Below are 13,047 nucleotides of genomic sequence, written 5' to 3'. Positions count from 1 at the left end.
AAAACACCACTCTCGCCATCTGTTCAGGCTTGCGTCAGACAATGGCGTGCCAGCGCGTTACAATCCGGCCCCCGGCATGGTGCCGGATTGTTTTCACAGAGGTTTTTTCATGCGAGCCAAGATCCTGGTGCCTGCTCTGGCACTGACCGTTGCCCTGAGCGGCTGTACCACCAACCCCTACACAGGTGAATCCCAGACCTCCAAAGGTGCCTGGGGCGCGCTGGCTGGCGCCGCTGCCGGTGCGGCCGTAGGTGCGCTCTCCTCCAGCAAGGGTGACCGCAAGAAGGGCATCCTGACCGGCGTTGCTGCCGGCGCGGCGCTGGGTGGCGGTATCGGCTACTACATGGACGTGCAGGAAGCCAAGCTGCGCGAGAAGCTGCAGGGCACCGGCGTCAGCGTGACCCGCAATGGCAATGAGCTGATCCTCAACATGCCGAACAACGTCACCTTCGACAGCTCCAGCTCCCAGCTGAAAGCGGCCGGTGCCAACACCCTCTCCGGCGTGGCCATGGTGGTTGCCGAGTTCGACAAGACCCGCCTGAACGTGGTCGGTCACACCGACAGCACAGGATCCCGCGATCTGAACATGAAGCTCTCCCGCGATCGTGCCGATGCCGTTGCCGCCCAGCTGATTGGTCAGGGCGTAGCAGGTAGCCGCATCTCCACCACCGGCGTGGGCCCGGATCAGCCGGTTGCTACCAACAGCACAGCCGCTGGCAAAGCCCAGAACCGTCGCGTGACCATTACCCTGACCCCGACCGCCTAAGTCTCTCAGGTTTCGGTAACGAAAAGGCCCCGCCAGTAATGGCGGGGCCTTTTGCTAGCTCAAGCCGGGAAAGTCTTAGACAGCCGCTGTCAGCTGTACTTCGACCTTGTAGCCTTCATGGGCCAGGCGGGCTTGTACGCAGGCGCGAACCGGCGCGGTGCCTGCCGGGATCCAGGCATCCCACTGCTCGTTGAAGGCAGCGATGTCCCGAATGTCTTTCAGATAGATATTGGCCATCAGGATCTTGTCGACGCCGGAGCCGTTGGCTTCCAGCAGGCGTTGCAGGCTTGCCAGCACTTCGCGGGTCTGCTGGTGGATGTCGGCCTCTTCGCTGACGGGCACTTCCACCACGTAGAGGGTGCCATTGTGGATGACCACGTCTGACCAACGCTGGGTGGTGCCGATTCGGGTAATGGTTGTCATGGAGTGCTCCGGTACGGGGGCTTATTGACCCTTGCGGATCAGATAGCGGTAGGGGGCCTGCTCTGTCTCGCTGGCGACCAGGGTGTGATCCATAAAGCGGCAGAAACTGGGGATGTCGCGAGTGGTTGAGGGATCGTCGGCGCTGACCAGCAGGGTCTCGCCATCCGCCATCAGCCGCACTTTCTTGCGAACCATCATAACGGGTTCCGGGCAACGAAGCCCGATTGCGTCCAACTCATGAGTTGCGCCGCAGAATAAATCACTCATCTATTATCAACCTTCAACCTATTCGGCTGCCAATGATACTCAGGGCTAAAAAATAATCAAACAAACGACCCATTAACCAGCATATGTAACCGAAATGTTATTCGACCCTATCCAGCTTGCGCCGGACGAGTAATATAAAAATTGAACCATATTCAACAAGGAGGTGAATATGCAGGTCTCCTACGGCAGATTACAAGCCTATGCAGGCATGGGGTTCTTGTCCTTCGCCATGATAGTGATGGGCAGCCCGATCGGGAATACCGGTACCTGGTTCGGCTCCATGGTGATGGTCGGGTTGGGGCTCTGGATCGAGCTCAGCGATTACTATGACGAGGATGAGGACGAGAACGATCAATCCTGAATCGGATGACGATTCAACAACAAAGGCGGAGTAATTCCGCCTTTGTCATTTCTGCCGTTTGGCAATGTACCCGGCTCAGCGGGTCGAGCGCATCGCCCGCTCCAGATGCAGCGCCGTCTGCTCCGGCTTGGCCTTGGGATCGTTGAAGAAGTTGCTCAGCACATCGAGGATCGCCTGCCGCATATTGGTCGGCGTCGCCATCCCTTCCGCCATGCTGGGCAGCAGGTTGTCCTGCTTTTCCGCCAGCAGGAAATCCTGATAGGAGCGGACAGCGCAGCGGTCGAACTTGCTCATGTCGGGATTGGTCAGTGCCGGGATCGACCCCTTCACCCGATTGAACTCTTCCTGAAATTGCGGCGTCATCAGCAGCTGGGCCAGATCCCCCTGCGCCTGCAGCTGGGCCGGATCCCGCTGTTTGAACATGGCGATGGAGTCGAGATTGTAGCTGAACAGCCCGGCGCTGCCCGGGCTCGGCAGGCAGGCGATATCCTCACCCGGTCGGTAGTTACCGGCGCTCAGTTCACCCTTCACCCAATCGCCCATCACCTGCATGGCGGCGCCACCGCTCTCCAGCAGATTGGTGGCCTGATGCCACTTCAGACCGGCGTATTTTTGCGGCACATAGGCACGCAGCTGCTGGAAACGGGTCAACACCCGCACCATGTCGGGGCCGGTCAGGGTGGCGCTGTCCTGCTCGAGGAACGCCTTGCGATAGAATTCTTTACCCCCCTCACCGAGCGCCACCGTTTCAAACAGTACCGCCAGCTGCCAGGGCTCGTTGCCGATGGCGAGCGGGGTGATGCCCCGTTTTTTAAGCTGGTCGGCGACGGTGACAAACTGGGCCCAGTCAGTGGGTGGAGTCAGCTTGTTGCGCTCGAAGATCTTGCGGTTTAGCCACAGCCAGTTGACCCGGTGGATGCCGGTGGGCACCGCCATCAGGGCGCCATTCTGGCTGAGGGTGGCCCGTACCATGGGCGGCATCTGGCTGTACCAGCCGAGGTGTTCGGCCATGGGGGTGAGATCGCGCAGGAAGCCGAGCCCGGCCCACTCCTTGAGTTCATAGCCCTTGAGGTGGGCCGCTTCGGGCGGGTTGGCCGCCAGTGCCCGGCTCTTCAATACCGTCATGGCACTCTTGCCGCCGCCGCCCTGTACCGCGAAGTCGTTCCACTGGTTGCCCTGTTTGGTCCACTCGGATTTGAGCACTTCGACCGCTTTTGCTTCGCCGCCGGACGTCCACCAGTGCAGTACCTCCACCTGGGAGGCGGCAACTGGAGCAGAGAGCAGGGCGATGACAGAAAAAGACAACCACTTCATAAGGTTACTGCCTTGGTAGGGAGAGCGTGGCCTGCAGGCCACCTTGCGGACGGTTTTCCAGCACCAGATCGCCGCCGTGGGCGTGGGCAATGTTGCGGGCGATGCCAAGACCGAGGCCGGTGCCGGCCTGATCGGTGCTGAGCCGGTAATAGGGTTCGAAGATACGCTCGAACTGATCGTCCGGCAGGCCGGGGCCCTCATCCATGATGAAGAGGATCAGCATCTCCTCGTCATCCATGATGATGATGCGCACCTTCTGGCCGTACTTGATGCCGTTGTCCACCAGATTGCCGATGCAGCGCTTGAGCGCCAGCAGCTTGCCGCGATAGGGCCACTTGCAGTGGCCTTCGATGGTCAGCCGCTCGTCGTGCAGGTTCATCGACTCCGCCATCTGCTCCAGCAGGGCATTGATGTCGATCTCCTCGATATTCTCGTGAATGTCGGTCTCTTTGACCGTCTGCAGCGCCCCTTTCACCATCAGCTCCAGTTCGTCGAGATCCTTGTTGAACTTGGCGATTTGCACCTCGTCATCGAGCAGTTCGACCCGTAGTCGCAGTCGGGTGATGGGGGTCTTGAGGTCGTGGGAGATGGAGCTGAACAGCCGCTCTCTATCGTCGATATAGCGACGAATGCGGTGCTGCATGATGTTGAAGGCGCGGGTCGCCGCCACGATTTCCGACGCTCCTTCCTCTTTGAGCGAAGGCTGATCGATATCCTTGCCGAGATTCACCGCCGCCTTGGCGAGGCGGCGCAGCGGGCGGGTCTGCCAGCGCACCAGCATAAAGGTGAAGAAGCAGAGGAACACCGTCATCAGAGCGATGAAACGCACCTGGTTGCTCGGCATCACGGTATCGTCGAGGGTCATGTAGGGGGCGGGCAGCAGGGCCGCCAGATAGAGCCACTCCCCCTTTTCAATCTCGATCTGGGTCACCAGCACCGGCGGATTGAGCGGCTCCAGCGACAGGGTGTAACGGGCCCAGGAGGAGGGGAGATCCGCCAGCAGGGTGTCGTTGTTGAAGACGTGGAGGTCATCAGGGCGGGAGAAGTCCACCTTGATCGCCATGGCATCGGAGAGCTTGCGGGTCAGCACTCCCTGCACCTCCTCCAGCACCTGCGTCTTGCGTTCGCTGTCGGGGATGGCGTTGATGTGGATCTCTTCCTCATTGAGCGAGACGAAGAAGCGGCTGCCCCCCATGTTGCGCAGCTGGTCCAGCGCGATATGGCGATACTGCAGCGGCAGGGATTTGAAGAAATTGACGGTGGAAGCGGCAGACATGGCGAGGTTGCGGGTGGTGCTGAGCATCCCCTCCAGCTCCCGCTTCTGGATCTGCTGCATCCAGATGCCGGTCAGAATGGTCTGGGAGAGCAGGATGGCCAGCAACAGCAGCAGGATCATCCGTGACAACAGGGAGCGGGGCACCAGCGCCCCCCAGGACCACTTGTTGCTCATGGCAGCTCGTGCACTTCGGCGATCAGCATGTAGCCGCTACCGCGGATGGTCTTGATGATGCGCGGGCTCTTGCCGTTGTCGCCCAGCTTCTGGCGCAGACGGCTGATTTGTACGTCGATGCCGCGCTCCATCGGCAGGCTTTCGCGGCCGCGGGTGGCATCCGAGATGGTGTCCCGATCCAGCACCACGCCGGGCTGTTGCAGGAACATGCCGAGCAGCATGGCATCGCTGCCGGAGAGATCCAGCAGGCTGCCATCATCATGGGTCAGCTGGTGGCTCAGGGTGTCGAGGGTCCACTCGGCAAAACGCAGGCGGCGGCTTGGTTCTTTCTCTTTTTCCGGCTGGCGGAATTCGGCGCGGCGCAGCAGCGCCTTGATGCGGGCCTGCAGTTCGCGGGGGCTGAACGGCTTGGCGATATAGTCGTCGGCACCGAGTTCCAGACCGATCACCCGATCCGCTTCGTCGGAGGCGGCGGTCAGCATGATGATGGGCACCTGGGAGTCACGACGGATCTGCTGGCAGAGGGTAAAACCGTCCTCGCCGGGCATCATGATGTCCAGAATAATCAGGTCCGGGCTGTGCTGGGCGAGTTGCTGGCGCATCTCGTTGCCCTCCGCCGCCGTCAATACCTGAAAGCCCGCCCGGGTCAGGTACTCATTGAGCAGCTCGCGGATCTCTTGGTCGTCATCGACGATCAGCAGTTGTTTGCTCATTGACATATGTATGTGCATCCACCCATTTTTTTGTGCAGATTGAACCTGTCGGGGGAGTAAAAAGCAAGCAAGCCCCCTATCTAATGTGAGGTTTAAGGCAATAACAGCCTATTGATAAGATTAAAACGAAAAAAGGCCGACCCAAACGGGACGGCCAACAGACAGCTTCTGACCACTGACGAGCACCCCGTGTGGCGTTCGTCACAGACTTGAAAAGGGGCCAGTCAGACTGGCCCCGAAAAGGGACAACTCTCAGTAGTGCATCCCGTCGATCCGGCTGGTTATCACACCCGTTCAAACACGGTGGCGATGCCCTGACCCAGACCGATACACATGGTGGCAACCCCCAGGGTGGCATCCTTCTCCTCCATCAGATTGATGAGGGTGGTGGAGATGCGGGCGCCGGAGCAGCCGAGCGGGTGGCCCAGCGCAATGGCGCCGCCGTTCAGGTTCACCTTCTCGTCCACCTGATCCTGCAGACCCAGATCCTTCACGCAGGGCAGGGACTGGGCGGCAAACGCCTCGTTCAGCTCGAACAGGTCGATATCACCGACAGTCAGACCGGCACGCTTGAGCGCCTTCTGGGTCGCCGGCACCGGGCCGTAACCCATGATGGCGGCGTCACAGCCGGCGATGGCCATGGCGCGCACCTTGGCGCGCGGCGTGAGGCCGAGGGCCTTGGCGCGATCCGCGCTCATCACCAGCATGGCGGCGGCGCCATCTGACAGGGCCGAGGAGCTGCCGGCGGTGACGGTGCCGTTGACCGGGTCAAACACCGGGCGCAGCTGGCTCAGGGTTTCGACCGTGGTCTCCGGGCGAATCACCTCGTCGTAGTCGTAGAAGAAGCGGGCGCCGCTGGCGTCATGGCCTTCCAGCCCGACGATCTCCTTGGCAAAGCGCCCTTCCACGGTGGCGGCGTGAGCGCGGCGATGGGAGCGGGCGGCAAACTCGTCCTGCTGCTGGCGGCTGATGCCGTGCAGCTTGCCTAGCATCTCGGCGGTCAACCCCATCATGCCGGAGGCTTTCGCCACCGACTTGGCCATGCCGGGGTGGAAGTCGACGCCGTGGCTCATCGGTACGTGACCCATGTGCTCGACGCCGCCGATGATGAAGATATCCCCATCACCTACCTGAATGGCGCGGGAGGCGTCGTGCAGCGCCTGCATACTTGAGCCGCACAGGCGGTTGACGGTGACCGCCCCCACCTGCTTCGGAATACCGGCCAGCAGCGCGGCGTTGCGGGCGATGTTGAAGCCCTGCTCCAGGGTCTGCTGCACGCAGCCCCAGTAGATATCCTCGATCTCGTTCGGGTCGAGGTTGGGGTTGCGCAGCAGGATGGATTTCATCAGGTGCGCGGACAGATCTTCTGCACGCACGTTGCGGAAGGCGCCGCCCTTGGACCGGCCCATCGGGGTCCGGATACAGTCGACAATGACTACGTCTTTCATGAATGGATCTCCTTTCCGCAATCAGTAGAAGGTTTTGCCCTGGGCAGCCATCTCGCGCAGCTTGTCGCTGACGCGGTAGAGCGGGCCCAAGTCGGCATACTGGTCGGCCATGGCCACGTAGCGATCCAGACCGATAGTGTCCAGATAGCGGAACACGCCGCCGCGGAAGGGAGGGAAGCCCAGACCGTAGACCAGTGCGATGTCGGCTTCGGCTGGCGTGGCGACTATGCCCTCTTCCAGACAGAGCACCACCTCGTTGATCATCGGGATCATCATGCGAGCGATGATGGCGTCCTTGTCGAAATCCTGTTTCGGCTTGGCAATGGGGGCCAGCAGCTCGTAGCTGGCGGCGTCGGCCACCTTCTTCGGCTTGCCCTTCTTGTCCTGCTCGTAGGCGTAGAAGCCCTTGCCGTTCTTCTGACCGAAGCGGTTCACTTCGTACATAACGTCGATGGCGGTACGGCCTTCCTTGCTCATGCGTGCCGGGAAGCCCTGCGCCATCACGTCACCGGCATGGTGACCGGTGTCGATGCCAACCACGTCCAGCAGGTAGGCGGGGCCCATGGGCCAGCCGAACTCCTTCTCCATCACCTTGTCGACGGCCGCGAAGTCAGCACCATCGGCGACCAGCTTGTTGAAGCCGAAGAAGTAGGGGAACAACACCCGGTTGACGAAGAAGCCCGGGCAATCGTTGACCACCACCGGGGACTTGCCCATGGCGGCGGCATAGGCCACCACGCGGTTGATGGTTTCATCGGAGGTTTGCTCGCCGCGGATGATCTCCACCAGTGGCATGCGGTGCACCGGGTTGAAGAAGTGCATGCCGCAGAAATTCTGCGGGCGCTTCAGCCCCTTGGCCAGCAGGGAGATGGGGATGGTGGAGGTGTTGCTGGCGAGCACGGCGTCTTCGCCAATGATCCCTTCCACTTCGCCCAGTACGGCGGCTTTCACCTTGGGATTCTCGACCACGGCTTCGACTACCACGTCCACGCCTTTGACGTTGTCATAGCTGAGGGTCGGAGTGATGGCTGAGAGCACCTGGCCCATCTTGATGCCATCGATGCGGCCCTTTTCGAGCTGGCCGTTGAGCAGCTTGGTGGCTTCGCCCATGCCAAGTGCCAGCGCCTTCTCGTTGATATCCTTCATCACCGCCGGAATGCCCTTGCTGGCAGACTGGTAGGCAATGCCGCCCCCCATGATGCCGGCACCCAGTACGGCGGCGTGGCCAGTGGCCTTGCTTGCCTGCTTGGCCGCCTTCTTGGCCAGCGCCTTGATGTGCTGATCATTCAGGAAGATACCGACCAGTGCCTTGGCGACATCGGTCTTGGCCAGCTTGATAAAGCCCTGTGCTTCAACGACCAGCGCTTCGTCACGGCCCATACCTGCGGCGGCCTCGACGGTTTTCACCGCAGTCATCGGTGCCGGATAGTGTTTGCCCGCCACGGCGGCAACCATGCCGGCGGCGGTGGTGAAGCTCATCATGGCTTCCAGTTTGGAGAGGCGCAGCGGCGCTTTCTTGGCGGCGCGACGGCTCTGCCAGTCCAGCTTGCCTGCGATGGCGTCCTTGATCATCTGCAGCGCAGCGCTCTGCAGTGCGTCCGGGGCGACCACGGCGTCGATGGCGCCCACCTTGAGGGCGTCATCGGCACGGTAATCCTTGCCGGTGGTGATCCACTCAAGCGCGTTGTCGGCGCCGATCACCCGCGGCAGACGGACAGTGCCGCCAAAGCCCGGCATGATGCCGAGTTTGGTCTCGGGCAGGCCAATCTTGGCGGTGGTGTCAGCCAGACGGAAGTCGGTGGAGAGAATGGTCTCGCAGCCGCCGCCCAGAGCGTGTCCCTTGATGGCGGAAAGGGTCGGGACCGGCAAATCTTCGATGGCATTGAAGATGTCGTTGGCCTTTTTCAGCCAGCCGAGCAGATCTTCTTGCGGCAGATCGAACAGTTCCAGGAATTCGGTAATGTCGGCACCGACGATAAAGGCGTCTTTGCCGGAGGTGAGGATCAGACCTTTTAGTTCACGTTCTTGTTGTAATGCGGCGATCGCTTCGCTCAGGGAGAGCAGGGTAGCGCGATCCAGCTTGTTGACTGAACCCGGGGCATCAAACCTCAGCTCGGCGATGCCGTTTTCGAGGTAGCTGACCGACAGGGTTTCGCCTTGGTAGATCATGAGAGTGTCTCCTTGTTCCCACTCAGTGGGGAGTGGTGCTCCTTAATCCCCAGCAGGGGGCGAGGCTCACTATTGATCCAAAAGGAGACATTTTCAACACCTATTTAAAACATTTGTTTAACAGATCTCGAGTAAAAGCTCTTCATCACAGAACGGGTACAAGAGAGGCGCCTTGCGGCGCCTCCGATGGATGTGAGTTTGTTATCAACTGGCCAGTTCCGGCCGGTTGCGATACTGGTCCAGCACCTCGGGATCGGCGAGGGCATGGGTGTTGTTGACCGGCCGGTTGTGTACCACTTCGCGCACCGCCAGTTCGACGATCTTGCCGGACTTGGTGCGGGGGATGGCATCCACCTGCAGGATGCGGGCGGGCACGTGGCGGGCGGTGCAGTGCTGCTTTATTTGCTGGCGGATCCGCTCGCGCAGCGGCTCATCCAGCTTGCAACCCGCCTTGAGCTTGACGAACAGCACCACCCGCTCGTCCTGCTGCCACTGCTGGCCGATGACGATGCTCTCCTCCACCTCGTCGAGTTGTTCAACATAGCGATAGATCTCGCTGGTGCCGATGCGCACGCCGCCCGGGTTGAGGGTGGCGTCGGAGCGGCCGTAGAACAGAATGCCGCCGGTCGGGGTCAGCTCGATCCAGTCGCCGTGGCACCAGATGTTGTCGAACCGCTCGAAGTAGGTTGCGTGGTACTTGTCGCCATTCTCGTCGCCCCAGAAGTAGATGGGCTGGGCCGGGAACGGCTTGGTGCAGACCAGCTCGCCCTTCTCCCCCTGCACCGGCTGGCCCGCCTCGTTGAATACCTGCACCGCGAGACCGAGGCCACGCCCCTGACTCTCGCCACGATAGACAGGGCTGAGCGGATTGCCGATGACGAAGCAGGAGCAGATGTCGGTGCCACCGGAAATGGAGCTGAGCTGCACATCCTGCTTTATCTGCTGGTAGACGTAGTCAAACCCCTCCGGCGACAGCACGGAGCCGGTGCTGCAGATCAGCCGCAGGTGTGGCAAGTCGTGGGTCTTGATCGGGGCATAACCCTGCTTGTGCAGCGCATCCAGGTATTTGGCCGAGGTGCCGAACAAGCTGACCTGCTCGTCGCGGGCGAGATCCCACAGCACATTGCCATCCGGGTAAAACGGCGAGCCGTCATAGAGCACCAGAGTGGCGCCGGAGGCGAGCGCGCTTACCAGCCAGTTCCACATCATCCAGCCGCAGGTGGTGAAGTAGAAAATTCGCTCCCCCGGTTTGATGTCGCAGTGCAGCTGGTGCTCTTTCAGGTGTTGCAGCAGGGTACCGCCGATGCCGTGCACGATGCACTTGGGTTTGCCGGTGGTGCCGGAGGAGTAGAGGATGTAGAGCGGGTCATTAAAGGCCATCGACTCGAAGGTGAGCTGGGCATCGTGTTGGCTTGCCAGCACTTGCTGCCAGTCGTGACCAAGCTGCAGCGGGTTGCCGAGCAGGGGGATCATCACCGTCTGCTCTATGCTGCCGATCTGGCTCACCACGCTGGCGACCTTCTGTTGAATGTCGATAGCTTTGCCGTTGTAGCGATAGCCATCCACCGCAAACAGCACTCGTGGTTGGGTCTGGCCGAAGCGCTCTACCACGCTGGCCTCGCCAAAGTCGGGGCTGGTGGAGGTCCAGATCGCCCCGATGCTGGTGGTTGCCAGCATGGCAACCACGGTTTCCGGAATATTGGGCAGGTAGGCGGCGACCACATCGCCACGACCAATCCCCTGATGACGCAGCCACTGAGCCAGCCGGGCAACCTGATCACTCAGTTCACCCCAGCTCAGGGTGCGGCTTGGGCTACCTTCGATCCGGGAGATGATAGCCGGGCTCTCGTCCTGACGGCGCAGCAGGTTTTCGGCGAAGTTGAGGCGGCTATCGGGGAACCAGCGGGTGCGCTGCATATCCTGACGGTTCTCCGCCACTATGTTGCCGAGCTCCCCCTTGACGCCGCAGTGCTGCCACACCAGCGGCCAGAAACGGGTGGTCTTCTCCACCGACCATTGATAAAGCTGCGGGTAATTCTGCAACTGCAAGCCGTGGAAACGGTTCACCTCCGCCATAAAACGGTAGAGGTTGGATTGCTGCATCCCGAGCGGATCCGGTTGCCACAGGCAGAGGTTGTCCATGAGTAATCCCTGACTTCATGTATCTACCGGCAGTGTATTGAATTGTTTTTTATTTGTTAATGATTGGTTTTATGTTGATAACAAACATGTTTGTAACGTATGCGTTACCTCACGAAGCGGCAGCTTGACGGGTCGAGTCGCCAAGCGCTTGATGTTATGCTGCAATCACATTCACCTCGGAGCAGGACGCCATGAGCAGCTACAGCCAACTTTTTGCCCAGCACCTCGATACCTTGCAGCAGCGCACCCGCGACATTCTGCAACAACAGGGGCTCAGCGGACTGGCCATCCACTCCGGCCAGACCCACCGCATCTTCCTCGATGATCAGGATTACCCGTTCAAGGTAAACCCCCACTTCAAAGCCTGGTTGCCGGTGCTGGACAATCCCCACTGCTGGCTGCTGGTGGACGGGGTGAACAAACCAATCCTGCTGTTCTACCGCCCGGTGGATTTCTGGCACAAAGTAGCGGATCTGCCCAATGCCTTCTGGGTCGAGTTCTTCGATATCCGTTTCCTGACCCGGCCGGAACAGGTGGCCGACCATCTACCTGCCAACAAGCAGGAGTGGGCCTATTTGGGCGGTCATCTGGAAGTGGCTGAACTGCTGGGGCTGACCCAGCCCAATCCGGAGGCGGTGCTCAACTACCTGCACTATCACCGCGCCTACAAGACACCCTACGAGCTGGAGTGTCTGCGCGAGGCGAACCGGATCGGGGTACGCGGCCATATCGCCGCCAAGGACTCCTTTATGGCGGGGGCGAGCGAGTTCGAGATTAATCTGGCCTACATGAAGGCGGTCGGGCAGGGGGCCAATGAGGCGCCCTACGGCAATATCGTCGCCATCAACCGCAACGCGGCCATCCTTCACTACACCCATTTGTCTGCCTTGCGGGTGCCGGATGCGGAGCGCCACTCCTTCCTGATCGATGCCGGCGTCGATTTTCATGGTTATGCCTCCGACATCACCCGTACCTGGGCGTGGCGGCGCGGTGAGTTTGCCGATCTGATTGCAGCCCTCGACGAGCAGCAGCAGGAGATCATCAAGGAGATCAAGCCGGGTCGTCGTTACAGCGAGCTACACCTGCAGATGCACCACAAGCTGGCGCGCCTGCTGCAAGCGACCGAGCTGGTGGATATGTCGGTAGACGAGATGATCAACACCGGGGTGACCAATGTGTTCTTCCCTCACGGACTCGGCCACTTCCTCGGTTTGCAGGTGCATGATGCGGGTGGTTTCATGCAGGATGAGCGCGGCACCCATCTGGCGGCGCCCGAGCTGTTCCCCTATCTGCGCTGCACCCGGGTGATGGAGGTTGATCAGGTGTTCACCATCGAGCCGGGTCTCTACTTCATCGACAGTTTGCTGGAGCCGCTGCGTCAGGGCGAACAGGGCAAACGGGTCAACTGGAACAAGGTGGAGGCACTGCGGCCGTTCGGCGGCATCCGCATCGAAGACAACATAGTGCTGCACGCCAATGGGGTGGAGAACATGACCAGACAAGCAGGACTCTGATGGCGGCAGCGTACTCCATTCCGGCTGCCCCGCTGGAGTTGACCGAAGAGATAAAGAAGAGCTGCTTCATTACCCTGATCGCCCACACCCCGACCGTCGAGGCGGCCAAGGGGTGGGTCAACGAGATCAAGCGCCAACATCCGGCCGCTCGCCACCACTGCTGGGCCTTTGTGGCTGGTGCGCCGCAAGATAGTCAGGTTTATGGCTTCAGCGATGACGGCGAACCTTCCGGTACTGCGGGCAAGCCGATCCTGGCCCAGTTGATGGGCTCGGGGCTCGGTGAAATCTGTGCCGTGGTGGTGCGTTACTACGGCGGCATCCAGCTTGGCACCGGTGGGCTGGTCAAAGCCTATGGAGGCGGCGTCGGTGCCGCCCTCAAGCAACTGCCCACCCTGCTCAAGGTGCCACGCACTCCCTCTCTCATTCACTGCGATTACGGTGACATGGGGACGGTCGAGTCGCTGATCAGTAGCCATAATG

At 60.8% G+C, this 13,047-nt stretch carries 12 protein-coding genes (1 of these 12 running past the window's edge); 4 read left to right on the top strand and 8 right to left on the bottom strand.

Annotated elements, in window-relative coordinates; all coding sequences use genetic code 11:
* The first annotated feature begins 109 nt into the window (after positions 1–109).
* Positions 110–766 (top strand): OmpA family lipoprotein, encoded by a 657-nt coding sequence (locus I6L41_RS16005; RefSeq protein WP_005339468.1) that lies wholly within the window; start codon positions 110–112, stop codon positions 764–766.
* A 75-nt stretch (positions 767–841) separates the two neighbouring features.
* Here the strand turns inward: I6L41_RS16005 and I6L41_RS16000 are convergent, their stop codons facing one another.
* Together I6L41_RS16000 and tusA are read right to left on the bottom strand one after the other, a co-directional pair.
* Positions 842–1,189 (bottom strand): RidA family protein, encoded by a 348-nt coding sequence (locus tag I6L41_RS16000; protein ID WP_139405531.1) that lies wholly within the window; start codon positions 1,187–1,189, stop codon positions 842–844.
* A gap of 21 nt (positions 1,190–1,210) precedes the next feature.
* Positions 1,211–1,456, bottom strand: a complete 246-nt coding sequence (tusA, locus tag I6L41_RS15995; RefSeq protein WP_005339470.1) for a sulfurtransferase TusA — start codon at positions 1,454–1,456, stop codon at positions 1,211–1,213.
* 169 nt (positions 1,457–1,625) lie between these two features.
* On the opposite strand from tusA, the gene I6L41_RS15990 reads away from it, so the two are divergent.
* On the top strand, positions 1,626–1,817 hold the full coding sequence (locus tag I6L41_RS15990; protein ID WP_005339471.1) for a hypothetical protein: 192 nt from the start codon (positions 1,626–1,628) through the stop codon (positions 1,815–1,817).
* A 75-nt stretch (positions 1,818–1,892) separates the two neighbouring features.
* Here the strand turns inward: I6L41_RS15990 and I6L41_RS15985 are convergent, their stop codons facing one another.
* From I6L41_RS15985 to I6L41_RS15960, 6 genes are all read right to left on the bottom strand, one after another.
* A complete protein-coding gene (locus I6L41_RS15985) occupies positions 1,893–3,131 on the bottom strand; it encodes an ABC transporter substrate-binding protein (protein ID WP_216959976.1) in 1,239 nt (412 codons plus the stop codon).
* A 4-nt stretch (positions 3,132–3,135) separates the two neighbouring features.
* Positions 3,136–4,581, bottom strand: a complete 1,446-nt coding sequence (locus I6L41_RS15980) for an ATP-binding protein (RefSeq protein WP_005357365.1) — start codon at positions 4,579–4,581, stop codon at positions 3,136–3,138.
* Positions 4,578–5,300: a response regulator gene (locus tag I6L41_RS15975; RefSeq protein WP_005339475.1), complete on the bottom strand. Its 723-nt coding sequence runs from the start codon at positions 5,298–5,300 to the stop codon at positions 4,578–4,580. Before I6L41_RS15975 ends, I6L41_RS15980 begins: the two co-directional genes overlap by 4 nt.
* 278 nt (positions 5,301–5,578) lie before the next feature.
* Positions 5,579–6,763 (bottom strand): acetyl-CoA C-acyltransferase FadA, encoded by a 1,185-nt coding sequence (gene fadA / locus I6L41_RS15970; protein WP_201906638.1) that lies wholly within the window; start codon positions 6,761–6,763, stop codon positions 5,579–5,581.
* Positions 6,764–8,911, bottom strand: coding sequence for a fatty acid oxidation complex subunit alpha FadB (gene fadB / locus I6L41_RS15965; RefSeq protein WP_216959973.1), 2,148 nt, complete (start codon positions 8,909–8,911; stop codon positions 6,764–6,766).
* Positions 8,912–9,115: 204 nt separating this feature from the next.
* A complete protein-coding gene (locus tag I6L41_RS15960; protein WP_216959969.1) occupies positions 9,116–11,053 on the bottom strand; it encodes an acetoacetate--CoA ligase in 1,938 nt (645 codons plus the stop codon).
* Between the two features lie 191 nt (positions 11,054–11,244).
* Here I6L41_RS15960 and pepQ point away from each other — a divergent pair, with 191 nt between their 5' ends.
* Together pepQ and I6L41_RS15950 are read left to right on the top strand one after the other, a co-directional pair.
* A complete protein-coding gene (pepQ, locus tag I6L41_RS15955) occupies positions 11,245–12,567 on the top strand; it encodes a Xaa-Pro dipeptidase (protein WP_216959965.1) in 1,323 nt (440 codons plus the stop codon).
* A protein-coding gene (locus tag I6L41_RS15950) for a YigZ family protein (RefSeq protein ID WP_216959962.1) crosses the window boundary here: on the top strand, positions 12,567–13,047 show its 5' portion. The gene runs 137 nt beyond the window's last position; 481 of the gene's 618 nt are visible here — the first part of the coding sequence; its start codon is at positions 12,567–12,569; its stop codon lies off the right edge, out of view. The genes pepQ and I6L41_RS15950 overlap by 1 nt, the downstream gene beginning before the upstream one ends.

Source organism: Aeromonas sp. FDAARGOS 1411 (assembly GCF_019047125.1).
GTDB classification, from domain to species: Bacteria; Pseudomonadota; Gammaproteobacteria; order Enterobacterales; family Aeromonadaceae; genus Aeromonas; species Aeromonas veronii.
This window is presented reverse-complemented; position numbering and strand designations above follow the sequence as displayed.